At 60.7% G+C, this 26,933-nt stretch carries 10 protein-coding genes; 9 read left to right on the forward strand and 1 reads right to left on the reverse strand.

The window, feature by feature from the left end:
* Positions 1-7 precede the first annotated feature (7 nt).
* The 6 genes from LPB072_RS12210 to LPB072_RS12235 all read left to right on the forward strand — a co-directional run bounded on the left by LPB072_RS12210 (position 8) and on the right by LPB072_RS12235 (position 15,114).
* Positions 8-907, forward strand: a complete 900-nt coding sequence (locus tag LPB072_RS12210) for an ExeA family protein (protein ID WP_082876907.1) — start codon at positions 8-10, stop codon at positions 905-907.
* An 88-nt stretch (positions 908-995) separates the two neighbouring features.
* Complete coding sequence (locus LPB072_RS12215; protein ID WP_066090075.1) at positions 996-7,445, forward strand: type I polyketide synthase; 6,450 nt, start codon at positions 996-998, stop codon at positions 7,443-7,445.
* Complete coding sequence (locus LPB072_RS12220; RefSeq protein ID WP_066090078.1) at positions 7,442-8,434, forward strand: glycosyltransferase family 2 protein; 993 nt, start codon at positions 7,442-7,444, stop codon at positions 8,432-8,434. The genes LPB072_RS12215 and LPB072_RS12220 overlap by 4 nt, the downstream gene beginning before the upstream one ends.
* Before the next feature lie 32 nt (positions 8,435-8,466).
* The gene (locus tag LPB072_RS12225) at positions 8,467-13,086 is read left to right on the forward strand and encodes a MupA/Atu3671 family FMN-dependent luciferase-like monooxygenase (protein ID WP_066090081.1); all 4,620 of its coding nucleotides are present in this window, start codon (positions 8,467-8,469) and stop codon (positions 13,084-13,086) included.
* Between the two features lie 8 nt (positions 13,087-13,094).
* Positions 13,095-13,781 carry a 4'-phosphopantetheinyl transferase family protein gene (locus LPB072_RS12230; RefSeq protein WP_157559312.1) on the forward strand — a complete coding sequence of 229 codons (687 nt, stop codon included), beginning with the start codon at positions 13,095-13,097 and terminating at the stop codon, positions 13,779-13,781.
* Between the two features lie 109 nt (positions 13,782-13,890).
* Positions 13,891-15,114, forward strand: coding sequence for a glycosyltransferase (locus LPB072_RS12235; protein WP_066090087.1), 1,224 nt, complete (start codon positions 13,891-13,893; stop codon positions 15,112-15,114).
* 375 nt (positions 15,115-15,489) lie between these two features.
* Here LPB072_RS12235 and LPB072_RS12240 read toward each other — a convergent pair whose 3' ends face one another.
* Positions 15,490-17,886: an AMP-binding protein gene (locus LPB072_RS12240; protein WP_157694144.1), complete on the reverse strand. Its 2,397-nt coding sequence runs from the start codon at positions 17,884-17,886 to the stop codon at positions 15,490-15,492.
* A gap of 337 nt (positions 17,887-18,223) precedes the next feature.
* Here LPB072_RS12240 and LPB072_RS12245 point away from each other — a divergent pair, with 337 nt between their 5' ends.
* The 3 genes from LPB072_RS12245 (at position 18,224) to LPB072_RS12255 (ending at position 26,762) form a co-directional block, all read left to right on the forward strand.
* The gene (locus tag LPB072_RS12245) at positions 18,224-19,213 is read left to right on the forward strand and encodes a glucosamine inositolphosphorylceramide transferase family protein (RefSeq protein WP_082876911.1); all 990 of its coding nucleotides are present in this window, start codon (positions 18,224-18,226) and stop codon (positions 19,211-19,213) included.
* A 470-nt stretch (positions 19,214-19,683) separates the two neighbouring features.
* Positions 19,684-25,839, forward strand: coding sequence for a non-ribosomal peptide synthetase (locus LPB072_RS12250; protein ID WP_066090093.1), 6,156 nt, complete (start codon positions 19,684-19,686; stop codon positions 25,837-25,839).
* Positions 25,836-26,762 carry a hypothetical protein gene (locus tag LPB072_RS12255; RefSeq protein WP_066090096.1) on the forward strand — a complete coding sequence of 309 codons (927 nt, stop codon included), beginning with the start codon at positions 25,836-25,838 and terminating at the stop codon, positions 26,760-26,762. Before LPB072_RS12250 ends, LPB072_RS12255 begins: the two co-directional genes overlap by 4 nt.
* Positions 26,763-26,933: the final 171 nt, after the last annotated feature.

Genomic DNA, 26,933 nt, shown 5'->3' on the forward strand with positions numbered 1-26,933 from the left:
TCTAGGCATGTACGAATCCTTTTACGGCCTGAAGGAGAAACCATTCTCCATTCAGCCTGACCCCGCCTTCCTCTACATGGGCAAGCGCCATTCGCTGGCCTACACCATGCTGGAGTACGCGATCGTCAACCGGGCCGGCTTCACGGTTATTTGCGGCGACATCGGCTGCGGCAAAACCACGTTGATCCGTCGCCTGCTCAATGAGCTGCAAGATGAAGTCAAGGTGGGGGTGGTCACCAACACCCACCCCAATCTGACCGATCTGACGGAATGGATCATGCTGGCCTTTGATCAACCCTACGATGGACTCTCGCCCATCGCCCGGTACGATGCCTTCCAACGCTTCCTGATCAGCGAGTATGGGAAGAACCACCGGGTCGTACTCATTGTCGACGAGGCTCAAAACCTCAGTTCGGCAGCGATGGAGTCGCTTCGCATGCTCTCCAACATCAACGCCGACAAAGATCAACTGCTTCAGATTGTGCTCGTCGGACAACCCCAGCTGCGCGATTTGCTCAGGCGTCCGGAGCTGCAGCAGTTTGCCCAGCGGGTAGCGGCCGACTTCTACATTTCTCCCTTGAATTCGGTGGAAGTCGGGGACTACATCGAGCATCGGTTGAAGGTGGCGGGTCGGGAACGTCAGCTGTTCTCACCCTTTGCAACAGCCAAGATCGCCAAGGCGACCCATGGCATTCCTCGCAGCATCAACATCCTTTGCGATATGGCCCTCGTATACGGGTTTGCCGCCGAAGCCCGTGTGATTGACGTTGAAGTGGTCGATGAGGTGCTGCACGACCGCAGTGAGTATGGTGTGCTGGGCGACACCAATGTCAACGTCGGCCAACCCAGGGACAGCCAATGGGGTGACCACCCCCCTTCCAAGCCGGCTGATCCCCCCAAAGTGTGATCTCGCTCACACCAGGTAACAAATTGTTGGGTCATAATGATTTTTCCCTGTGGTAACACCATTGGGTGACCCTACCTGGAATATCTGAGTGACAACGCCTTCAGCCGCTTCTAACGACATCGCCATCGTAGGCATGTCCGCGCATTTGCCGGGGTCCGCCAATCCGACGGCCTATTGGTCCAACCTGCGTCAGGGAATCGAATCAATCCGGCGACTGACAGAGGCAGAGTTGCTGGCAAGCGGAGAAAACCCGGAGCGCATGCGGCACCGCAACTATGTGCCAGTGGCAGCGCCACTTGAAGGGTTCGAGCAGTTTGACGCCGACTTCTTCGGCTTCAGCCCCAAAGAAGCGGCCATCATGGACCCGCAGCACCGCCAGTTTCTGGAGGTGGCTTGGGAGGCGCTGGAAAGCGCCGGACACCCGCCAGAGACCTTCGGTGGGCCGATCGCGGTGTATGCCGGCTGCGGCATGGGCAGCTATTTCTACTTCAATATCTGCTCCAACCCGGAGCTGGTGGCCAGCACGGGCATGTTCCTTCTGCGCCACACCGGCAACGACAAGGACTTCCTGTCCACGCGGGTGAGCCACATCTTTGATCTCAAGGGTCCGAGCGTCAATGTCCAGACGGCTTGCTCGACCTCACTGGTGGCGGTGCACCTCGCCTGCCAGTCCTTGTTGCTGGGCGAGTGCGACATGGCCCTGGCTGGCGGCGTGACGATCGAACTGCCCCACGCACGCGGCTATGTCTTTCAGGAGGGTGAAATCCTTTCCCCCGACGGCCACTGCCATGCCTTCGACCACCGTGCCCAAGGCACCGTGTTTGGTTCAGGCGCGGGTGCGGTGGCGCTGCGGCGACTGGAAGATGCACTCAAGGATGGTGACCATATCTGGGCAGTGATCAAGGGTACCGCTGTCAACAACGATGGCGCGGCCAAGGCTGGCTACCTGGCCCCCAGCGTTGACGGCCAGGCCAAGGCCATCGCCGAGGCACAGGCTGTGGCCGGCGTGGGTGCGGAGACCATCGACTACGTGGAATGCCACGGCACGGGCACCTACCTGGGGGACCCCATCGAGGTCGCAGCTCTCACCCAGGCGTTCAGGGAAACCACCCCCGACAATGCCTTCTGCCGCATCGGGTCGGTCAAGACCAACATCGGCCACACGGACACCGCAGCGGGCGTGGCCAGCCTGATCAAGGTCGCGCTGGCACTCAAACACCAGGAAATTCCACCGAGCCTGGGCTATGAACAGCCCAACCCTTCGATCGACTTCGAGTCCAGCCCGTTTCTGGTCAACCACACCCTCAGCCCGTGGGTGTCGTACAAGGGCCCGCGGCGTGCCGGTGTGAACTCTCTCGGTGTGGGTGGGACCAACGCCCATGCCGTGCTTGAAGAGGCTCCCGAAGCTGCGCCGTCCGAGCCATCTGACTGGCCATTCCAGTTGCTGGTGGTGTCAGGAAGGTCGCGCGCCGCAGTGGATGCCAACGCCAAGGCGCTGGCCGCCCACCTGCGTACACACCCCGAACAAGCCTTGGCGGACGTGGCCTTTACGCTCAAGGAAGGCCGCCGCGCCTTCGAGCACCGGCGCGTGCTGGTGGCCGAAACCCACGAAGAAGCCGCCACGCTGCTGGAGGGCACCGACACCCGCCGCGTGTTCAGCCACAGCTTCATGGGCGATGACCCCGAGGTGGTGTTCATGTTCCCGGGCGGCGGCGCCCAGTACGCCGGCATGGCACGCGAGCTCTACGCGACAGAGCCCGTTTTCCAGGACTGGATGGACCGTGGCCTGGGCGTGCTGCAACCCCAGCTGAACTACGACATCCGCGCCCTCTGGTTGCCAGAACCCGACCAGCACGCAGAGGCCGTGGAAAAACTCAAGCAACCCTCGGTGCAGCTGCCACTGATCATGATCGTGGAGTACGCGCTGGCGCAGCTCTGGATGTCCTGGGGCGTGAAGCCCGCAGCTCTGGTTGGCCACAGCATGGGCGAAAACACGGCGGCCTGTCTCGCTGGCGTGATGTCGTTCGAGGATTGCATCGGACTGGTTCTGCTGCGCGGCCAGTTGTTCGACACCGTGCCCCTTGGCGGCATGCTCAGCGTCCCGCTCCCCGCCGATGAAGTCCGTGGCTTGCTGGGCAGCGACCTGGACATGGCGAGCGTCAATGCACCCGACCTTTGCGTGGTGTCGGGTCCACAGCACGCCCTTGAGGCACTCGCGACCCACTTGACCGCTCGTGAGGTGGAGTCACAGCGCATACAGATCGACATTGCCGCACATTCGCGCATGCTCGAACCCATTCTGGGCCGCTTCGAGGCCTACCTGCGCAGCATTACGCTGAACCCGCCCCAACGGCTCATCATCTCCAACCACGATGGAAAACCGTTGAGCGCTGCGCAGGCCACCGACCCCTTGTATTGGGTCGCCCACCTGCGCAACACAGTGCAGTTTGCCGACTGCCTGGCCACGCTGATGCAAGAAAGCGGCCGGGTGTATCTGGAGGTCGGCCCCGGCAAGACCCTGGGGTCACTAACCCAAGCCAATGGTGTTGCTTCCGGCCAGGTCATCAATTCGCTTCGCCACGCAGACCATGCCGTCGCCGACGATGTCTGGTTCCTGGGTACGTTGGGCCGGCTGTGGGCCACCGGCGTGAACGTGGACTGGCTGCCTGTGTGGGGCGAAGCGCGGCGGTACCGGGTGCCCTTGCCCACCTACGCCTTTCAGCGCAAGCCTTATTTCATCGTGCCAGGGGTGGCCCGCTCGACACCGGACACAGCGCCACAGCTGGTGCGCACCGACGACATCAGTGGCTGGGGCTACCAGCCGCGCTGGCGCCCGCGCCAGGCCAACATAGAAATCGACGTCACCCAGGACCTGACCAGCACGGAGCCACAATCATGGCTGGTGTTTGCGGACCAGACCGGCCTTGCCGACACACTCATCGCCCGCCTCCGCAGCGCTTCCCACCGGGTCACCGTGGTGCGTGCGGGCGACCTCTTTGCCCGGCTGAGCGAATTCGAATACCTGCTTGCGCCAGAGCGTGGGCGCGAAGGCTATGACGAGCTGTTGCGCGATCTCGTGGCCACAGGCAACACGCCGCAACAGATCGTCCACACCTGGCTGGTGACGCGAGAAGAGCGCTTTCGCCCTGGCAGCAGCTTCTTCCACCGCAATCTGGAGCAAGGCTTTTTCAGCCTGTTGTTCCTGGCGCAGGCCATGGCGGGCGAAAACCTGCCCAAACCCCAGCACCTGACCGTGCTCAGCTCTGGTGCCGTTCGCGTGCGCGATGAAGCCCTGCCCTACCCCGAAAAGGCCACGCTGATGGGTCCTGCCCGCGTGGCTCCTCGGGAACTGCCCGGCTTGACCTGTTCGGTGCTCGATGTGGTACTGCCCGCCGTGGACAAAGGCTGGCGGGCCAAACCGGATGTAAACGCACTGACTTCGCTGGCTGACCGGGTGCTTGAAGACCTGTTTGCAGCCCCGGACAACCGCGTGGTCGCCTTGCGGGCCGACAAACGATTCGAGCTGGGCTATGCCCCGCTCCCGCTCAAACCAACAGAAGGTCTCACCGGACTCTCGCAGGGCTGTGTCTGCCTGCTCACTGGCGGCCTGGGCGGCATCGGCCTGACACTGGCCGAGCGCCTCGCGCGTGAAAACCAGGCCCGCCTCGTGCTGCTGGCGCGCCAGCCGTTGCCCGCTCGCGAGTCCTGGGACACACAGTTGCGCAGCGGCGATCCGCTCGATCCCGTGGTGCAGCGCATCCTGGCAGTGCGCCGCCTAGAAACCCTGGGTGCCGAGGTCCTGGTGATCGCTGCGGACGTGTGCAACGTCAAAGACATGCAGACCGCTGCCGAACAGGCGCAAAAGCGTTTCGGACGTATCGAAGTGGTGATCCACGCCGCCGGTGTGGTGGATGACGGTCCTCTGATGACCAAGACATCGGGTGGCGTAGAAGAGGTGTTTGCGCCCAAGGTTCACGGCGTACAAATCCTGCATGAGCTGTTCCCTGACGGCAGCATCGACTGGCTGGTCCTGTTCTCGTCGACCAGCACGGTCACCGCGCCGGCAGGTCAGGTCGACTACGTGGCTGCCAATGAGTACCTCAATGCCTATGCACGAAGTCGCGCGGGGCAACGCACCCATGTGGCGGCCATCGACTGGGGCATCTGGAACGAAGTGGGCATGGCGGCGAAAGCCATGGCCAACCGCCTGGGGGAAGCAGCGCCACTGCCACGCCATCCGGCCAACAGCCCGCTGCTGGACGATGCCACCTTTGATGCTGCTGGGCACCGGCTGTTCACAGCGGCCTGGCAAGCCAGGGACCAATGGATTCTCGACGGCCACCGAACCCAAGCTGGACAGGCGTTGCTGCCAGGCACTGGGTACCTCGAACTCGCGGCCCAAGCCCTGCGCGGCAACGGCGAATCGGGGGCTTTTTCGATCAGGGACCTTTACTTCTTTCGACCGCTGGAAGTCAAAGACGATCAGACGCGTGATGTGCGCGTGATGCTGGCACGCAGTGATGAAGGCTATGCCCTGGAGGTGCGCAGCGACGTGCTGTTTGACGGTCGCAAGGGCTTCCAGCTCAACGCCCAGGCCACGTTGATCCCGGGTGCGTTGCCCGCCACCGAAAAGATTGACACCGCCGCGTTGCTGGCTCGCTGCCCGCACCACCGTGCCGAGGACCGTGACGGACTGCGCTCGCCTCAGGAGGAACACCTGAACTTCGGCGCACGATGGCGGGTGCTGCAATCGGTGGCCTACGGCGATGGCGAGGGCATCGCATGCCTTCAACTCCCTGCGGCATTCGAGAGCGACCTTTCGGCTGGTTATTTGCTGCACCCTGCGCTGCTCGACCTGGCAACTGGCTGGGCGATGCGACTGATCGCTGGTTACACCAGCGACCATCTGTGGGTGCCTGTGTCTTACCAGTCGGTGAAGGTGCACCGGCCACTTCCAGGCAAGGTTTGGAGCTGGGTACGCAATGCCCAGGACAACCGCTCCGACGCACCGTTTGCGGTGTTCGACGTCACCCTGTGCGACGCTCACGGTGAGGTCTGCGTGGAGGTCCAGGGCTTCTCGATCAAACGCCTGGAGGAAGGCGGATTTTCATCCTCGGTCAGCCGTCTCGATGCACGCGATCTGGTGTTCGAAGAAGCCGGGGGGAGCGGCGCGCACGCCAAGCTTTCCCCGGCGGAAGAGCAACTGCAATACAACATGTCGCAAGGCATCTTGCCGCACGAAGGTGCCGATGCTTTTGGGCGCGCTCTGGCCACCGGGATGCCGCAGGTCGTCATCTCGTCCATGAACCTCGATGCGCTGGCTCGAAAAGCTGGTGAGACCATGGACGCCGACGCGGGCTCGGGGCAGAAGTTCCAGCGACCCGACCTGGACAGCGACTATGCGGCGCCGGGCAACGATGTGGAGCGCACGTTGGTGGGCTTCTGGGAGGAGCTGCTGGGCGTCGATCAGGTAGGCGTTCAGGACAGCTTTTTTGATCTCGGCGGGCACTCGCTGATCGCGGTGCGCCTGTTTGCCATGATCAAAAAAGCCTACCGTGTCGAATTCCCGATCTCGGTGCTGTTCGAGGCGCCCACCATCGCGCTGTGCGCAGCGCTGATTCGGGAGCGCATCGGCGACAGTGGCGCTGACAATGCAACAGCTTCCGCCACAGCCGGTGTAGCGCCTCAGGCCAAGCGGCGCTTCGTGCACCTGGTGCCCATGCACGATGGCGAAGGCGGTGAACGCACCCCCTTCTTCCTCGTGGCCGGTATGTTTGGCAACGTGCTGAACCTGCGACACCTGGCCCGTCTGCTGGGAGCAGACCGGCCTTTTTACGGCCTCCAGGCTCGTGGTCTCTATGGCGATCAGGCGCCACACGAAACCTTTGAGGAAGCGGCGACCGACTACATTGCTGAAATGCGCCAGGTCCAGCCACACGGCCCCTACCTGCTTGGCGGATTCTCGGGCGGCGGCATCACGGCCTATGAAATCGCCCGCCAACTGGAGTCCGCTGGCGAAACGGTCCGTTTGCTGGTGTTGCTGGATACGCCCCTGCCCATGCGGCCACCAATCAACCGCACAGACAAAGCCCTCATCAAACTGGCCGAATTGCGCAAGGGCGGCGCGGGTTTCATCCTGGACTGGGCCCGCCAGCGTGTTCGCTGGGAGCTCGACAAGCTGCGCAACCGCCATGCGCAACCGCTTGAATCCCGATCGAACCAACTGAACAACGAAGCCATCCAGGCGGCATTCCTGCGGGCACTGCCCGTCTATCGATTGCAAGCCTGGAACGGACCTGCCGTGCTGTTTCGTCCACCGTTGAACCCTCAATGGACAGTGGCTGGTGGGCGTCGGGTCAGTTCGGAACGGGAGTATCTCTACGAAGACAACAACTGGACACGCTACCTGCCGAAGCTGCGGGTGCTGGAAGTGCCGGGCAACCACGACTCCATGGTGCTGGAGCCCAATGTGCGGGTGATGGCCAACTTGCTGAAAGGCTGCATCGAAGAGGCTCAGAGGCCAGGGGCCGCCGAATGAAGCAACCCGCCAATGCCAGTGTCCTGACGATCGTGCTCAACTACCGCACGCCTGAGCTGACGTTGCGGGCGGTTGAAGCGGCCTTGCGTGAAATGGAAGGCCTCTCAGGCGCCATCACGGTGGTCGACAACGATTCAGGTGATGGGTCTTTTGAGGCCCTGACCCGGGCGGTGCAGGAAAACGGCTGGCGCCGCGTTCGGGTGCTGCAGTCAGGTCACAACGGTGGTTACGGTGCCGGCAACAACTTCGGGATCCGCCACGGGCTGCCCGATGGCTCGGCGCCCGACTTCGTCTACATCCTCAACTCCGACGCCTTTCCGGAGTCCGGCGCCATCCGGGTGCTGGCCGAGTATCTGCTGGCCCATCCCGAGGTGGGGTTTGCCGGTAGTCGCCTGCATGGAGACGATGGCGTGTACCACCAGACCGCGTTCCGGTTTCCGAGCGTTCTCAGTGAATTTGAGGGCGCTGCGGCCACCGGCCCGATTTCACGGCTGCTGCGGCGCTACATCGTGCCCTTACCAGAACCCCTGGAAGCGCAGACCGTCGACTGGATGGCCGGCGCCAGCATCATGATTCGCCAAACCACGTTCGAAGAAACGGGCGGGTTCGACGAGCGGTTCTTCCTCTATTTTGAAGAAACCGATCTGTGCCTGCGTGCCCGACGAGCGGGTTGGACCTGTGCCTACCTGCCCCAAAGCCATGTCATGCACATCGGATCGGTCTCTACCGGCATGAAGACGTGGAAGCGCATGCCCCCTTTCTGGTTCGACTCCCGCCTCTGGTATTTCACGAAAAACCACGGCGTGTTCTATGCTGTCTCAGCCACGGCGGCCTACGTGGCCGGCTCTGCCATTTCAGGATTGCGCAAGTTATTGGGGAGCAAAGGCACCTCCAAGCCTGAGCACTTTCTCAGAGACCTCGTCTCCCACGCACTGCGCTGCGCCTGGCACCGCCGCCTTGTCGGACGTTCCAGCGCCCCGTCGACCTGACACCCAGGTTGTCACGATATCCGGAGTATTCCATGAGCAATTTTTCCTGTGTGGTAATGGGCAATGAGTCCCTTCTAATCCAGTGTGCGGAGAGGTTGCTTCAGGGTGGCGACCGGATCAACGCGGTGATCACCCGGAACCCTGACATCCGCGCCTGGGCCGTTCACCAGAACTTGCGCGTCGAGGCGCCAGGCGAAGATTTGAGCGGTCGTCTGGATGGCATCACGTTTGACTGGTTGTTCAGTATCGCCAACCTGTCTGTGATACCGCAGGCGGTGCTGGATCGGGCCACGCATGGTGCCATCAACTTCCACGATGGTCCCTTGCCACGGCACGCTGGCCTGAATGCACCGGTCTGGGCCATTCTTGAAGGAGAGAAACGACATGGCGTGACCTGGCACATGATCGAGGGCGGTATTGACGAAGGCGACATCGTCAAACAGCACGTATTCGAGATGGCGCCCGGTGAGACTGCGCTGACCTTGAACACCCGCTGCTATGAAGCCGCCATGGACAGCTTTTCCGAATTGCTTGTGGATCTGCATGGCGCCGGCCCGCAGCGCAAAGCGCAAGACCTCAGCCAACGCAGCTACCACGCTCGCCTGGACCGACCAGTCGCTGCCGCTCGGATCGACTTTGCGCAAAGCGCAGAATCGATCGTGGCACTGGTATTGGCACTCGACCACAGCACCTACTGGAACCCGCTGACGTGCGCCAAAGTGGACGTTGGCGGCCGCATTCTGCTGGTTTCTGGCGCAGTGGCCGAGCCTGCATTGGGTACCGGATCGCCCGGGCAGGTGCTGGAAGCCACACCAGCGGGTCTGGTGGTGGCCACCGCGTCGGTGCCGGTGCGACTGACCGGTTTGCGCGATGGCATCGGCCAGGCTGTGTGCCCGTCAACCGTTACCCGGCCTGGCGAGTTGTTGCCCAAGCTGAATGCCGATGAAGCGAAGACCCTGACCGATGCACTGGCCCATGTGGTCGCTGGCGAGCAGACCTGGCGCCGTTGTCTGCAGACCCCTCTGGCTATCGACCTGTCAACGACCAGCACCGCCACCGGCTCCGCTGACAAGCGTCAGACAGCACTGCAAGCGCCCGCTGGTTTAACTGGCGATCGCCTGCTGGCCGCAGTGGCTGCCGGTGTGGCTCGCGTGAGTGGCAAATCCGCCTTCGACCTGGCCTACCAAAGCGCAGCAGCACCCCATGCGCCCGGCTACCTGTCCACCTGGGTGCCACTGCGCCTGGAGGCGCCGGGCGAGCTGTCCTTCACGGCATTTGTCGAACACTGCACCACCGCTCTCGACACGGCGCGCCGTTACCCGGCCTTTGCACTGGACCTTGTCGCTCGCGACCCGGCCATCAATGGCTTGGCTGTACCCCAGGTTGGCATTTCACAGGGCGCAGGCTTCATTGAAGGCAGCGCCGTCACTGTGCTGCTGGCCAAAAACGGTGGCCTTTCGCTATGGCACGATGCGACCCGGCTGCCCGAAGAAGCCGCAACGCAACTCGCCCAACGCCTGCAAGGGGTGCTGGACGCACTCGGCAATGCGTCGGCACTGGACACGCCCTTGGGACTGTTGCCCATCATGTCGGCTGCCGAGCGCGAGCAGGTGCTGTATGGCTGGAACAACACCCGCTGTGATTACGATCGCCAAGCCTGCGTGCACCAGTTCTTCGAGGCACAGGTGCAGCGCACGCCGCAAGCCACGGCCGTGGTGTTTGAAGGCACGGCACTGACCTACGCTGAACTCAATGCCCGCGCCAACCGCGTTGGACACCGACTGCGAGATATGGGTGTGAAACCTGGCGTTCTGGTGGGTCTGTACACCCAGCGCTCGCTGGATCTGCTGGTCGGCGCGCTCGCCATCCAGAAGGCCGGCGGCGCTTATGTGCCACTGGACCCGGCCTACCCCGCCGACCGCGTGGCGCTGTATATCGAAGACAGCGGCGCACCGGTGATCGTGGCGCAGTCGGCACTGGTGGCCAGCCTGCCAGCACACCAGGCGCAAGTACTGGTGATCGACAAAGACACACTGATCAATTCCCTTCCCGACGCCAATATCGACAGCGGCGTGCAGCCGTCCGATGTTGCCTACATGATCTACACCTCGGGCTCTACCGGCCGCCCCAAGGGCGTGATGGTCGAGCACCGCAACGTGGCCAACTTCTTTCGCGGCATGGACGACCGCATCCGCCACGATCCGCCGGGCGTGTGGCTGGCGGTCACGAGCCTGTCGTTCGACATCTCGGTGCTGGAGTTGTTCTACACCCTGGCCCGTGGCTTCAAACTCGTGCTCTCCAACGACGAAAACCGTGCACTCGTCTCCAGCGGCCAGACACCGGTTTCGGCACAGAAGATGGACTTCAGCCTGTATTACTGGGGCAACGACGACGGGGCAGGCCCCAAGAAATATGAGTTGCTGCTGGAAGGCGCCAAGTTTGCAGACCAACACGGTTTCTGCGCTGTTTGGACACCAGAACGCCATTTCCATGCCTTCGGAGGTCCCTACCCCAACCCCTCGGTCACGGGCGCGGCGGTCGCAGCGGTCACGAAAAACATGGGTGTGCGGGCGGGCAGTTGCGTCGGGCCACTGCACCACCCGGCGCGCATCGCCGAAGAATGGGCGGTGATCGACAACCTCACCAACGGCCGTGCAGCCGTGGCCATTGCATCGGGCTGGCAGCCCGATGATTTTGTCTTGCGGCCAGAGAACACGCCACCCAACAACAAGAAGGCCATGTTCGAGACCATCGAACAACTGCGCCAGCTCTGGCGCGGCGAGGCCGTGGCCTTTCCCACCGCCACCGGCGAACCCTTCAAGGTCATCACCCAACCACGCCCCGTCTCCAAGGAACTGCCGGTGTGGGTCACCACCGCCGGCAATCCCGAAACATGGAAAGAAGCCGGGGCCATTGGCGCCAACGTGTTGACACACCTGCTGGGGCAAACCGTCGAAGAGGTGGGTGGCAAGATCAAGATCTACCATCAGGCCTTGCGTGAGGCCGGCCACGACCCGGCCAAGTTCACTGTCACACTGATGCTTCACACCTATCTGGCGGCCGACCGTGAGCAGGCACGCAAAACGGCCCGCGGCCCCATGAAGGACTACCTGCGCAGCGCTGCCGGCCTGATCAAGCAATACGCCTGGGCCTTCCCGGCCTTCAAAAAGCCAGTGGGCGTGAGCAACCCGTTTGAGCTCGACCTGCGGTCGCTGGACGAAGAAGAGATGGAGGCCATCCTGGACTTCGCCTTCCTGCGCTATTTCGAAGACTCGGGCCTGTTCGGCACCGTCGACGACTGCCTGAAACGGGTAGAAGAACTCAAGGCGATTGGCGTGGCCGAAGTCGCCTGCCTGATCGACTACGGCATTCCCGTGGACCAGGTCATGGCAAGCCTCAAGCCCCTGGCTGAAGTGCTGCGCCTGACGAACCAGGCCACTGCTGTGGCCGAGGACGACTTCTCCATCGCCGCACAGATCGTCCGGCACGGTGTGACCCACCTGCAATGCACGCCCAGCATGGCCCGGATGATCGCCATGAGCGACGAGGCCAAGGCGGCGTTGGCCGGGGTGCAACACCTCATGATTGGCGGCGAAGCGTTGCCAGGCACGCTGGTCGCCGAATTGGGCCTGGTCACAAAAGCATCGATCGAAAACATGTACGGTCCCACCGAGACCACCATCTGGTCATCCACCGAAACGGCCACCGCTGGCGAAGCGGTGGTCAACATCGGCCGCCCGATTGCCAACACCCAGATGTACGTGCTCGACGACAATCAGCAGCCTCTACCCGTGGGGGTGCCGGGCGAGCTCTACATCGGTGGTGACGGCGTCACACGCGGCTATTGGCAGCGAGACGACCTCACAGCAGAACGCTTTCCCGCCGACCCTTTCGTGCGCCCAGACGACGCGGCACCCGGCGGTGCGCGAATGTACCGGACCGGTGATCTGGCGCGCTGGCGCCCGGACGGCCGCATCGACTTCCTCGGACGTGCCGATTTCCAGGTCAAGATTCGGGGTTACCGCATTGAACTGGGTGAAATCGAGGCCGTCCTGGAAAGCCAGCCCGGGGTTCGACAGGCGGTGGTCGTGGCACGCGAAGACAACCCTGGCGACGTGCGCCTGGTCGCCTACCTGCGCCTCCATCCAGACGTCTCGACAGAAACCCTGCGCGAGGCCATCGCCAGCCAGTTGCCCGAGCATATGGTGCCAGCGCATTTGGTCAGCATTGACGAATTCCCGCTCACTCCCAACCGGAAGGTTGATCGCAAAGCCCTGCCCGCCCCTACGCAGACCACGCAACGCGAACGCACGGAGATATTTGTCGAGCCGGAGAATGAAATCGAACAGACGATTGCGGCCATCTGGTCCCGCATTCTGGGCGTGCCCCAGATCGGAGCCAAAGACAGCTTTTTTGCGCTGGGAGGCCACTCGCTGCTGGCAGTGCAGGCCCACCGCGAGATCAAGCAGGCACTGAATTCCACGCGCCTGAGCATCACGGACATCTTCCGGTTTCCCACCCTGGCAGCGCTCGCCGCTCACCTCGACGACAAGCCACGCGACACACCGGAAGCGGCCGCCGAAACCACCGAGCGCGCCCAGATGCGTACCGACGCCATGTCCCGCCGACGTGCCATGAGAGCCAACAAGTAGGTGCAGGTGTGATCACATCGGCAAGTGACGATCTTGACTACGCAGGTTTGAAAAGGCGTTTGTCGAGCGCGCTTGGACCGCTTGTCGGTGTCGCGATTTCAAATGTCAGCGGCGACCCTCAATGGTTGTACCCAGAGGAAGCTCAATCGGTCGCAAAGGCGGTTCCAAAACGCCAGAAGGAGTTTGCCGCAGGTCGAAAAGCGGCGCGCTGCGCCATGCGCGCCATCGGATGGCAGGATATGCCTGTTCCTTGCAACGCCGATCGCTCACCTGCATGGCCTGAAGGGCTGGTGGGGTCAATCTCACACTCCAGGCAAGCTTGCGTGGCAATCGTTGGGCGCAAAGCACACGTCAAATCGGTCGGAATCGATATTGAGGACCATTTTCCAATCGAACCCGAGTTGTGGCACACGATCTGCACACCACAGGAACTCGAAACGGTGAATCAACTTGATCGAGCAGACCGTGGCCAATGGGTGACCCGCCTTTTTTCAGCAAAGGAAGCCTTTTACAAATGGCAGTACCCGCTGACAGGTCGCTTTCTGGAATTCCAGGACGTCGCCATAACCATGGAAAATTCGTGCACTTCCTTTGAGGCGCGCTGCCTTTTCAGCAACCCGATGCATACCGGGTTCAAACGCGCCTGGGGCCGATATGTTATTGAACAAGCGCTTGTGATTTCAGTGGTTGTATAGCCATCGAACACAGAATATTGCAACCCAACGAAAGCAGACCGGCGGGTCTCCCGCTCATGCTTGAGCATTTCCTCGGCCCACCCGGGCAAAACGCCGCTAAGGACTCAATATGACGACATCGGGCAACAGCTTGCTGCTCTACGCACCTGTTCCACTCTTTTCCAGCAAAGATGGCTACCTGCTTGAGGACCAGGCCTGCAATGGCCTTCGGCGCTGGGCAGACAATTTTGAGCACGTGATCGTCATGCATCCACTGGAACATGGCGCAGCGCCGCCCAGCTGGATCCCGGTGCAATCGTCCGGCATTGATCTGAACCGCGTGGAGATGGTGGCACTGCCCACCGCTTACCGCCCCGATCAGTTCCTTTTTCACTATTGGTCGGTACGCCAGCAAATCGCCCAGTTGATCGACCGCGCGCATTACCTCTCGTTCGCTATCGGAGGCCTCTTCGGGGACTGGGGTGCTGTGGCCTCCATAGAGGCTCACCGCAAAGGAAGGCGATTTGCTGTCTGGACGGACAGGGTGGAGTCTGAGGTGACTCGACACGAAGCACAAACTGCTCCGACCCTGAAAAGGCGCCTGAGGGCTTCTCTCTTCCAGAAACCAATGGCTGCGCTCGAGCGTGCCGTCATTCGACGAGCGACGGTCGGACTTTTTCACGGTGCAGAAACCTACGCTGCGTATGCCCCATATGCCAAAGCGTCGGAAATCGTGCACGACATCCATCTTCGGGAAGAGGATCGAATCCCAGCCGAGATTTTGCAGAGCAAGCTTGATGGCGTCTTGACAGGCCCGCTGAAGATCACCTATCTCGGTCGCGCCGACCCGATGAAGGGCACGGACGACTGGTTGCAGCTCATGGAGGGGCTCCATGCCGCAGGCATTGACTTCCGAGCCACCTGGCTGGGAGACGGCGAATGCCTCGAAGATATGAAGGCGCGTGTGGAGCGCTTGGGTTTGGGTAAACAGATCTCGTTGCCGGGTTTCGTGAGAGATCGGGCAGCCATTCTCAAGGCCCTCCGCGAAGCCCAGCTGTTCGTTTTTTGTCACAAAACACCAGAATCGCCGAGGAACCTGATTGAAGCACTGGTGTCGGGTACACCACTTGTCGGTTACGGCAGTCCGTTTTCTGAAGACCTGATCTCGATGAATGGTGGCGGCTTGCTGTCACCCAAAGACGATGTCAAGGCGTTGTTGGCTTCGGTGGTTGGCCTGGCTGGCGACCGCCAGCGACTGGCCGATCTGATTCGCCGAGCTGCACTGGACGGCGCAGCCTTCAATGACGTGGCCGTCTTCAGGCATCGAAGCGAGTTGATTCGCGCGTACCTTTGATGCCAATCCTTTTTGGACATGGCTCTGGTGCAACGCTACAGGTGAAGTACAGGTAAGGGAGTGAAACCCGCCTCCAATCGATCCCGATTCGACTTACCGTCCACAAATTGCATCAACCGCCCCACAGCTGTGATCAGCTGAAATGGCCCCGGTCGGGTTCGGTTGTCTCAGGTTCCGAGGTTGATGGCCCAGCCTGATACCCCATGACCGCTAACCGCCCATTCTGGCTACCTGAACCCAAAGCCGATCAATTCACACTGAACCGCTGCTAAGTCCGTAAACAATTGAGCGTCAAGCGACAGGATTGTCAGCCCTATTCGGCCAGATGCACACATACCCACTCCGGCCACACCGGACTGCACTGCGATCAATCGTTCAGCTTTTTAACCGAAGAAGTCTGCGTTCAGACCATGCATAAAACCGCGTCAGGAAGATACCAACGCCCACGGCCAAAATCAGCTCAAGCCACGGCTTGTGCTCGCCAAATACTTTGCCAACGATGACGATCACCTGGTAGTGACTGAGGTAAATAAACATCGAAGCAGCGGCGACCTCGGCCACGATCACCTTGGCCGGCGCAGGGACAACGAAAGCTCGCACGAACAACACGATTGCACAACCCACGGCAACATAGAAAGCCGCAGAAGTCAGCCCCCATACGACCAAAACCGAGCCGATTGACAGTGCCATTGCCAAGGCACGTGTGCGCATGTCATTGGCAGCTGCGAGAACCATGCCGAGGGCAAAAGGCCATGCATAGTGCCATGGAACGCGGTGGTAGTTGTAGTCGGTATTCCAGAACGATTCAATGGTGCGATCAATAGCGACCACGGCCACGAACAATGCTACGGCACTGAGCATCGGCCGAACGCGGAACGCATCACGCACAAACGCGAAAGAGAACAACAATGCAGCCAGCAACAGCAGCTGGATATAGAACTCGATGAAATAAAAGAGAAACCCCTTTAACGTATGAGGGTCGAGAAAATTGGAGATCAACAGCAATGGCATGATCTCGAATCGCCTGGTCAAAACCTGCATCACGGCGACCATGATCACGGCCGGAATCGCCACATACCTGACGGTGCCCAACAGCGTTCGAACGCTGCCGGTCCGGATAATTTCCGGCAATTGCCAGCGGGCAACCGAATAGCCAGCGAGCAGCACCAGAAAGTAAGCCGCTCCCCAGTTAGAGCTATAGATAAATGCATTCGTGTGCAAGGCCACGATGCAGATCATGAAAAAGGCACGTCCCAAAGTAACCGACTCCAACCGGCGCCAGATGGACTTTTCGCTCACACCAACATGCCGCTGCAACTCGGTGGCGCTGAGCTGCTCCCAACTGTTCGGTAGTTGTCCAAAACGCTGTTCGAAAGCCAGGGAGAACTGGATGTAATGCAGCGAGTCTCCCCCCAGAGAAGCAAAAGTATCTTCCGGCCGAACGGTTTGACCGGGGAATTCGTGCCGGAACAGCGAAAGCACGTCATTGACCTCACCTGCCGACACATTTCCATCGTTGGAGATCGTGGACTGCTGCGACGCAAACTGCGCCGCGAGAATGCTCCGCTGCACCTTGCCGGTGCCGGTGACAGGTATGGCATCCACCGACATGATGTGCAGCGAACTGCCTGCCTCAAGCCCGATCTCTCGCAGTGCGGCAACCGATGCCTCCCGCACCCGCGCCGTACCGGATGCATCGGTCTGCGCCGCGACCAAGACACCATCGCCGCGCTGGGCATCAGGAACTTTTGCAACAGCGATCTGGGTACCCGGCTCGAGGCGCGAACGGATACGGACCTCGAGCAGGTCGGGCACGACTTTCAGCCCCCCGCAATTGATCAGGTCGTCGGCCCGACCATCAAAAAACAGGTAGCCATCCGACATGTGCCCGAGGTCGTTGGTCTGCAGCCAGCCCTCAGCGTCTCGCAGGTCATGCAAGCCATCGCCGTCGATGCGTGATTTCGCGACATGCGGCCCACGGATCCGGATCCGGTTGTCCGCGCTGAGTTGCACCTCGGTACGCCCGACAGGTCGGCCGACAGACGCCAGTGAGTCCATCGATGCGCCAGAGATTTGCAGGAAGGTGCTGCGCGAGGCTTCGGTCAGACCGTAATGCTGCACGATCAGTGCATTGGGGAAAAGCTCCCGAATACGGCGCTTTTCCTCCGCAGTCATGTGCTGGGAGCCGATCTCCATCCAGCGCAGGTGTTTGCCGGCCTCACCGATGACCTGGGGTGACGCCAACAGGATGCGAAGCAGCGTGGGCACCGCAGAGAGCGCGTTGATCTCGCCAGCGGCGAGCATTCGTGCAATTTCAAGGGGATCGAAGCCGCGTGGAGGCATGTAGGCCCGCCCGCCAACGGCACTGATGGCCCTGTAGCGACCCAGACCAAAGCTGAAAGTCGCTGGCACACCCACGTACTCACGGATCTCCGCCGTCATCTGCATTTGTTCGATGATTCGTTCAGCGGCGTCTGCCAGGTTGGCGTACGTCAGAAGTATGCCTTTTGGTTGGCCTTCGGTTCCCGAGGTGTAGGTAACCTGCGCGGGCAGATCGTCATGAATCAGGGCGTGCTGTGCATCAAACCAGCCCGATTGCTCCGGTGGCGTGATGCAGCGGTCAACGGTGATGCCTGACAGATTCGCGGCTTGCGCTTCGCTCGCCACTGTGACCAGTGGACGGCGCATCTCGTAAAGCGCAAATACCTGCGCGACGAATGCAATCGAGTTCCTACTGACAACTGCGGTGGCCTGTAGATTCAAGGTGTTCATCTTGGGTTCCTTGAAGGGCGGTAAAGCCACGGGCATCTACTGCGCCTCGCAGCCGTCAACACAGCGCGTTTGCTGCCGTAGCCAGACATCTTTGGCGACGCCCGGTGGGACAACGTTGAACAGGTGTTGCAAAAACCGAAACTAAAGAACTGCTCAAACAGGTTCGACGAATCGCAAGAGCAGGTAAGATTGTAAATGTATGTAGCGTAACGCATCGCTCCGTTTTGAAGCAACGCCCCCTGATTTCCAGGTAGCGCAGAGATCAGGAAAACCAGGGACACGACATTCAGCGAATTTGCTCCATGTTCGAGATCCTCCTCCAAACAAGGTTTGACATATGCCCAATAAAGTCTCCCGGTTCACGATCTGGGGCATCTCAATTTTGGCCGCATTCTCTTACGGCATCGCGGTCAAGCAGTATGAGTTGCCACCACACGCGCAACTCAAGGCATTGAAAGACAAGCTGACAGCGCCACCTCCGCGACCGCGCGACGGACCTTGGTCAATTGGTCTGTATGAGGGAAAGAACCCTTTTGAACTGAGTCCAGCAGCAGGCGTGACAAACCCGGTGATAACCGCTGCCGATGTCACTGATTTTGACGCGGCTTTTGTGGCTGATCCCTTTCTCTACCAGGATGGTGGAACGACCTACATCTTCTATGAGGCACTGGATCGCTCGACCAACCAAGGGGACGTTGCCTATTCTCGAAGCACCGACGGGATCCATTGGACCTATGGACGTCGGGTTGTGGACGAGCCCTTTCACCTTTCGTACCCCCAGGTATTCTCTTGGGAAGGTCAGCACTACCTTGTCCCGGAAAGCCATCTGGATCGTTCGGTGCGACTTTACCGGGCTGAGTCCTTTCCGGACCGCTGGACCTACGTGGGCAATCTTCTGGGCGGATATCACTATGTGGACCCGACCGTGTTCCGGCACGCGGACCGCTGGTGGATGTTCGTCACAACGCCAGAGAGCGACGTTCTCAACCTCTACTATTCTGACAACCTGACTTCTGGCTGGAGACCCCATCCAGGCAATCCACTGATCAAGTTCAATGCCCATATTGCGCGTCCTTCAGGTCGGGTGGTCGAGGCCGATGGTCGGTTGTATCGCGTTACACAGGACGACGCCCCGTCCTATGGCATTCAAGTCCGCGCGTTTGAAATCCTGAAGCTCAGCGAAACCGAGTATGAAGAGCGACCCGTATCGGACGTGCCGGTCGTGGGCGCTTCGGGAACCGGGTGGAATGCAGCAGGTATGCACCAGGTCGACCTGCTGAAAGTCGATGGACTGTGGAAAGCCTCGGTTGATGGACGTGCCTGGTGAACGCTGTATGAAAAACGGGGCTTGGACTCCGGCACAGAAGCAGCCCACAGAGTTTGACTGAGCCGCCGAAATCCGGATGGGCAATGGACCCCAATCATTCGGACGACCAGTCACGTGCAGCGAGTTACCAGGATCGGATAACATCTTTTCAAGGGTTTATGGCACCTATCAACACGGTCAGCGGCGTTGAAAAGGACGGTTGAGGCAACCGCCTGCTCCAAATGGGAGGCGAGGCACGCCAGGCGAGCAGAAAACACAAACAGCAGAAATGAAAGTGCCCAATCGATCCCGCCGTGTCACCATCGCAATGGAGCCATGATTTGCGCCGTTGCTCGCCCGCGATTTGCCTGCATATTCACCAGCGCGAAGGCACAGGTTTGACAAACCAAACTGAATCCCCCCTCAACGGCGTGTCCACATGGAAGACCGAGCAAAACTACCTCAGCCATACAGTTGCAGGGCGAACGAAGATGTCCATCGAACCAGCGCCGGCAATGACCGGGCACCTTGAACTCGATGAAAGTGATCCGGATATGGCTGAGGTGCAGGCTGACTCAACCCCAGGCAAGGCTGGCAACCGAGATCAGAGTGCCACTCAACCACCGACACACCAGGTCGCCGATCTTCAAGAGATGCTCCGTGAGCGGGCAGAGCGTCTTGGAGACACTCCAGCCTACGTGTTCCTGGACAACAAACTTGAGCCCCGCGGCATTCTGACCTTTTCCGAGCTGGGCCAGTCTGCCAACGCCATTGCTCGAAAGCTGCGCCAACTCACTCAGCCCGGCGACCGGGTCTTGCTCGCATTCAACAACGACCTGGAGGCAGTTCAGTTGTTCTGGGGCTGCATCCTGGCAGACACCATTCCCATTCCCGCACCCGCACCCGACACGAGAAATTCAAGGATCAGTGAAGCAAGACTGAGAGGCATCGCACTCGATGCAAAAGTCACTTTTGCGATGACCCATGAAAGCCATGTCGAGATCGGTCGCATGCAGATCCTCGAAGTGCCGTGGCATTCGCTTCAGAGCGTGCTGGCCAGCCATCCGAGTGCAACCGGCACAGCTCGGTCCAACACCGAGTTTGAACGTCAGACCGACATCGCGTACCTGCAATACACGTCCGGTTCGACGAGTGCCCCGCGGGGTGTGGAAATCACCCACGGGAATGTACTGGCGCAATGTACGGCGCTACTGGATGGGCGCGACACGATCGGTAAACGGGGGCTGATCTGGCTACCCTGGTTCCACGACTATGGGCTGGTGCATGGCGTGATTCAGCCCGTCTTTTCCAGTGGCACTTCGTACCTGATGTCCACTGCGCACTTCCTGTTGCGCCCATTGTCATGGCTTGAGGCAATAGGCAGGTACCAGATCACCCACAGTGGCGCACCCAATTTTGCCTACCTTGCCTGCGTGCAGGCCTTGGCCCGAAAACCAGGGTGGAGCGCACGGCTCGGCGCCTGGCAGCTCGCGACTTGTGGCGCCGAGCCCGTTCGAGCGGCCACGTTGGACGCCTTCGCAAAAAGCTTCGCGCCATTTGAGTTCGACAGATCAGCGCTGGCGCCCTCCTATGGCCTGGCCGAAGCGGTCCTTGCTGCCACAGTGCGGTCTACGCACACATCACCACTTCTGGTCACACTGGATGCGCGCGCCATGGACAGCCATGAGATCCAGATCTCGCCTGTGCAGGCGCCCGGAACTCGAACACTTGTGGGTTGCGGCCCTGCTCTGCCGGGCGTCCAGCTGCGGATCGTTGATCCAGAGACCAAACAAATCTGTGCACCAAACCGCATCGGCGAAATCTGGCTCGCAGGAGCATGCGTCGGCCGGGGTTACTGGGGACAGCCTGAAGCCACCATCGAACACTTTCAAGCCACACTGACCGATCAGGGCGCCGATTCAACACGCTACCTGCGCACAGGTGATTTGGGCTTCATGCACAAAGGGGAATTGTTTGTTGCGGGTCGTCGCAAAGACATGATCTTGATCAACGGCCGCAATCTGTACCCGCAGGACCTGGAACAGACCACCGAGTCGGCACACGCTGATATCCGTTCAGGCAGCGTCTTCGCAATCTCGATAGACAGAGGGCTGAAGGAAACGGCTGTCATGTTGATCGAATGCAGCCGGATACCTTCGCTCAAGGGCGTGCGTGAACTGATCGATGGTGTGCAGAAACAGGTGGGCATCGAGCACGAAATTGAACTGCACGATATCGTCCCGTTGCGCGCCGGCTGCCTGCCGCGCACCTCAAGTGGCAAGCCCATGCGAAGTGCGGCGCGGCGCCTCTATTTGCAGGGGGCCCTTGAGCCCCTGCGACTGACTGCTGAGGCGCCACTGCTTTCGGCCGTGCCACAGCAAGAAGCAGAAGCAGACGCTTCACTTGTTGAAACACTGATTCAGCTCTGGTCCGACGTCCTCGCCCATGAGCCAATCGAACCAGACTCGAATTTTTTCGACCTCGGCGGTGACTCGCTGCTTGCCACGCAGCTTGTGTCGCGCCTGCGCACCAGGCTAGGCATCGAGCTGCCCATCAGCGCCGTGTTCGAAAGCCCCACCGTAAGAGGACTGGCACGCCTGGTTGTCGAGGCTCAGGAGAAGCTGTCCAACCCAACCCCAGCCCAGATGCAAACCGCAACGGCACCGCTCATTCCCAGGAAGCCGGGAGCCCAGGTCATGTTGTCGTTTTCCCAGGAACGCATGTGGTTCATGCACGAACTGGCGCCTGAGAGCAGCGCCTACAACGTTCCACTGGCCCTTCGGTTGCAAGGCCCTTTCGATATGGCCGCCATGCGGGGTGCCCTGACGCGCATCGTCGAGCGGCATGAAATTCTGCGCACCCGGTTCCTACAGTCACCTGGAGGCATCGTTGGGGAGCTGGTGCCAGTCTCGCCTACGCTGATAGAGGAAGTGCATCTCGATCTGGAAGGACACCCCCCATCCCAGGGTGTGCTGCATCGCCACCTGGCAACAGCCACCAGCGTGCCCTTCCGTCTTGACCAGTGCCCACTGTTGCGCGCTCAGGTTATCCACACCGGCCATCAGGAGGCCGTGTTGCTGATCGTGATGCACCACATCATCAGTGACCAATGGTCTTTCGCCGAACTGGGCAGGGAGCTGGCCGCGCACTACAGCGCCATTCTCACAGGCCAGGAAACCAGTCTGACCAGCCTCGCGATCCAATACGCGGACTACGCGAACTGGCACCGCAACTGGTTTGAAGGCGAACGGCGGGAGAATGAGCTGGCTTACTGGGTGCGCCGACTTCACGGTCTCGAGCCGCTGCCGCTGAATATCGACTTTCCACGACCGCAGACGCAAACCTATCGGGGAGCCTCGCTGCGCCTGCCCCTGGACCCGGACCACATCGTTGCCTTGCGCAGACTTGGCGCAGCCCATGACGCCAGTCTTTCGATGGTGTTGATCGCCGCACTGAACGTGTTGCTGTATCGGCACACAGGCAAAACGGACATCGCGATTGGCGTTCCCATCGCCAACCGCCATCACCTGGCGTCAGAAAACCTCATAGGCACCTTTGTGAACACCCTGGTGTTTCGCACTGACCTGGACGGCGATCCGGATTTCCGCGCGGTCCTGTCACGGGTTCGCGAGGTGTCCCTGGAGGCCTTCGCGCACCAGGACATGCCATTCGAGCTCCTGGTCCGCGAATTGGCCTCAAAGCCTGACGGCAACCGACAACCGTTGTTCAACGTGATGTTCAACATGGTGAACTCGCAGGTCCGTGATGGCCATTTCGAGGGGTTGACGTGGTCCCGCCTCGACTTCGACCGCGCGTCAGCCCAGTTCGATCTGACCTTCGTTGCCGATTTTCTTTACGACAACGCCCTCGTGATCGAGTACTCGACCGACCTGTTCTTACCCGAAACCGTTCAACGCATGGGCGAACACCTTGAACGCATCCTGCGAGTCGCTGTGGTCGATGCGCGAACCCGGGTGGCCACGTTCCCGCTGCTCGGCGATGCCGAGCGTGCGTCCCTCACCCAGTGGTCGCTCGGACCAACCGAACCGCCGGAGGCACATTCGGTGGTCGAATGGATAACAAAGGGGTTGCAGACGTCTGCGAACCGGCCGGCCGTCGTCTTCGGCAACGTGCAGTTGACCCACCAGGAACTGGACAAAGCGTCGAATCGACTGGCCAGGTTGCTGCGCCAGCGCGGGATTGCGCGGGGCGCCCGCGTCGGCGTCTGCCTGCCCCGCAGTCACGATCTGGTTGTTGCGCTGCTCGCCATCCTGAAATCAGGCGCAGCCTACGTGCCACTGGATCCCGACTACCCCAGCCAGCGCCTGATCCACCAGATCGACGACGCCGATCTGTCACTGTTGGTGACCCAGCGCTCTGTCACGCTGGCATGCGAGCAACCCGATAGGTTGTTTCTCGATGCAGACCGATCGCAGATCGCGGCCACCGCGGGCGATTCGCTGGAAGCCGATCCAGAACGAGATGCCCGGCCTGACGACCCCGCCTACGTGATCTACACCTCAGGCTCAACGGGTCGACCCAAAGGCGTTGCAGTGCCGCACCGGGCTGTGGTGAACTTTTTGACCAGCATGGCGCGCACACCCGGACTCACAGCGCAAGACCGCCTTTTGGCCGTGACCACACCCAGCTTTGACATTGCGGTTCTGGAGCTGTACCTGCCGTTGGGAGCAGGCGCAACCGTGGTGATGGCCACTGAAGACCAGGCCACCGATGGCCGTGCGCTGGCCGATGTGATCTTGGGCGAGAAAATCACGGTGCTCCAAGCCACGCCATCGAGATGGCACTTGCTGATCGATTCCGGCTGGGCTGGAAACCCTCACTTAAAGGCCCTTGTGGGTGGAGAACCCTTGACAGGCAACCTTGCCTCGCAACTGCTGGCCCGTTGCAGCGAAGTCTGGAACATGTACGGCCCGACCGAAACCACGGTGTGGTCGAGTTGCTGCCAAGTGCGCCCGGACGCAACCCAGGCCATCGACCTGGGACGCCCGGTGTTGAACACATCGATCCAGGTGCTTGACGAACACCTTCAGGTCTGTCCGATCGGTGTTCCCGGAGAAATCTACATCGGCGGCACGGGTGTCGCGCTGGGCTACTACAAACGCGAGGAACTCACCGCCGAGCGATTCATTCAACAACCACGGGCCGAGGGCGGCACATACCCACGCATTTACCGTACCGGTGACAGTGGACGCTGGCGACACGACGGTTCGCTGGAACACCGTGGCCGGCTAGACGATCAGATCAAGTTGCGAGGGTTTCGCATAGAACTGGGCGAGATCGAGGCCAACTTGCTCACCCATGCAGCCGTGGCCCGCACGGTGGTGATGCTTCGGGAAGACCTGCCGGGTCAGGTCAGGCTGGTCGCCTATGTGGTTCCAAACGGCGCCATGCCCTCGCGTGAAAACCTGCGTGAGCACTTGAGCCGATGGCTGCCAGACCACATGGTCCCCGGCCTGTTCGTCGAGCTGGATTCGATCCCGGTGCTGCCCAACGGCAAAACCAACCGCAGGGCCCTGCCAGTGCCTCCCGCCGCGCGAGCGGATACGAACTCACCACCTGCAGCGCCCCGAAATGGGACCGAAACAAGCATTCTTGCCATATGGCAAGAGACTCTGCAGGTCGAGCGGCTGGGCATTCACGACAACTTTTTTGATTTCGGCGGGCATTCGATTCTTGCCGTAGGTGTTGTGAGCCGTATCGAGACGGCGCTCGAACGCCCCTGTGCACTGGCGCTGCTCTTCAAATATCCGACCGTGGCGGGCCTTTCAGCGGCACTCGCGCAGCCTGCGGAAAAGGACACCCCCGACGTGCCGGTTGCGGTGCTTCGACCGGGGGAAGGCGGGCCAGGCTTGTTCTTGTTGGCCGGTGCAGAGATGTACCGGCATCTGGCGAGAAGGCTGGATTCGCAGATGCCGGTGTACGGCGTCTTTTCGCAAACTGAAATCGATATCCTGCAAAAACCAGCAGAAACTGCCTTGTCGACGGTCTCGGTCGAAACACTGGCACTGGAATACCTCGCACTCATCCGCAGCATTCAGCCCCACGGGCCCTATTACCTCGGCGGTTTCTCGATTGGAGGTGTTCTGGCTTTTGAAGTGGCGCAACGCCTGCGCCAGGCTGGTGAAGAAATTGGACTGATCGTCTTGCTCGACTCCATGCTGCCCGGGCGAGGAATCAAGCACCTGCTGGCAGGTCTGCACAGGCGCTTGCGCATGATCCGCCGACAGGGTCTGAAGCACCTCCTGCACGTCTATCGTGTCTACCAAGGTCAGACGGCGCAACGCCATGAACCAGGCAATCGACGAAATCAAACTTACGCCAGGGCCATGCGTGCCCACCACGCCACGCCCTGTGACTTGCGCGCACTGTTTCTGCAGGCCGGGGACGACGCTTCAACCGCGCCAGCCTATGGCTGGAAGGCATTGCTACCGGCCATCTCCGTGGAGCGCGTCCCCGGGAAGCACATGGACATCTTGGATCCGCCCAATGTCGACGTATTGGCCTCCTTGGTGCGCACGCACATTACCGCTGCCAAAACCGAGAGCCTTCACGCCGAGTCAACGGGCAACACACCCCATCAACACGGCGTCACCGATTGCACCAGATGCCCCAAGGACATTCGATGAAGTACCTTCTGGCTCTGGTGCTGACCGCCTGTGGCTGGCAACAGGGCCTGGATCCGGCCGCGCTGTCTGTTCTGTATGAAAAGCCGCTGCCCCCACCTGACAAACCCCTGCGGGTTTTCCACTTGGGGCACAGTCTGGTGGGCCGCGACATGCCGGCGATGCTCGAACAACTGGCGGGTCCGGGTCATGACTACCGTTCGCAGCTGGGCTGGGGCGCCACGCTCCAGTCGCACTGGGAACCTGATGTGGCCATCAACGGTTTTGAGCAGGAAAATGCGCACCCTCGCTACCAAGACGCCAGAGAAGCTGTTTTGAGTGGTCAGTTTGATTCACTTGTGCTGACCGAGATGGTCGAAATCAAGGACGCCATCAAGTCTTTTGATAGCCCGGCCTACCTTCGGCAATGGGCTCGCCTTGCACACAACTCCCGGCCCACAATGCGTGTCTACCTGTACGAGACATGGCACCCCCTGGACGACCCTCGAGGCTGGCTCCAACGCCTGGACGACGATCTGCCGCGCCACTGGGAAGGCGAATTGCTGGCCAAAGCCATGGCTCACGGTGACACAGGTGCCCCGGTATACGTCATTCCAGCGGGGCAAGTCATGGCACGGTTCGTGCGCCGGATTGAAGACAGTGGGGGGCTGCCAGGCATGTCATCCCGGGAAGACTTGTTTGAGCTCACTGATCAGGGCACCAGAGACAACATACATATCAATGATCTGGGCAACTACATGGTGGCTTTGACGCACTACGCTGTGCTTTACCACCGAAGCCCCGTGGGACTGCCCCACCGTTTGCTGCGTGCAGACGGCAGCGCCGCGGATGCCCCCGGTGACGAAGTAGCCAAAATAATGCAAGAGGTGGTCTGGGAAGTGGTCACAAGGTACCCCAAGACCGGTGTCGCTCAAGTTAAAGACTGATCTCTGCCCAAACCCATCACAACATGAACCACCCCGGCCATTGAACCGCTCCCCTGAAGTAGCACCAAGGTCAAAGGGATCTCAGGGCTACTCAGGAAGCAGCGTTCAAGCGCAAGTTGGTCGAGCCGTTTCTGTCAAGGCGGGCGACAGAGGGCATCAACTCGGGATGCA

It is taken from the genome of Hydrogenophaga crassostreae (assembly GCF_001761385.1).
Classification (GTDB): Bacteria; Pseudomonadota; Gammaproteobacteria; order Burkholderiales; family Burkholderiaceae_C; genus Hydrogenophaga; species Hydrogenophaga crassostreae.

Excerpts from the sequence above, each read along its gene's own strand:
- LPB072_RS12250 (WP_066090093.1), top strand. The coding sequence starts at position 19,684 with ATGTCCATCGAACCAGCGCCGGCAATGACCGGGCACCTTGAACTCGAT.
- LPB072_RS12240 (WP_157694144.1), bottom strand. The coding sequence starts at position 17,886 with ATGAACACCTTGAATCTACAGGCCACCGCAGTTGTCAGTAGGAACTCG.
- LPB072_RS12245 (WP_082876911.1), top strand. The coding sequence starts at position 18,224 with ATGCCCAATAAAGTCTCCCGGTTCACGATCTGGGGCATCTCAATTTTG.
- LPB072_RS12210 (WP_082876907.1), top strand. The coding sequence starts at position 8 with ATGTACGAATCCTTTTACGGCCTGAAGGAGAAACCATTCTCCATTCAG.
- LPB072_RS12255 (WP_066090096.1), top strand. The coding sequence starts at position 25,836 with ATGAAGTACCTTCTGGCTCTGGTGCTGACCGCCTGTGGCTGGCAACAG.
- LPB072_RS12220 (WP_066090078.1), top strand. The coding sequence starts at position 7,442 with ATGAAGCAACCCGCCAATGCCAGTGTCCTGACGATCGTGCTCAACTAC.
- LPB072_RS12225 (WP_066090081.1), top strand. The coding sequence starts at position 8,467 with ATGAGCAATTTTTCCTGTGTGGTAATGGGCAATGAGTCCCTTCTAATC.
- LPB072_RS12235 (WP_066090087.1), top strand. The coding sequence starts at position 13,891 with ATGACGACATCGGGCAACAGCTTGCTGCTCTACGCACCTGTTCCACTC.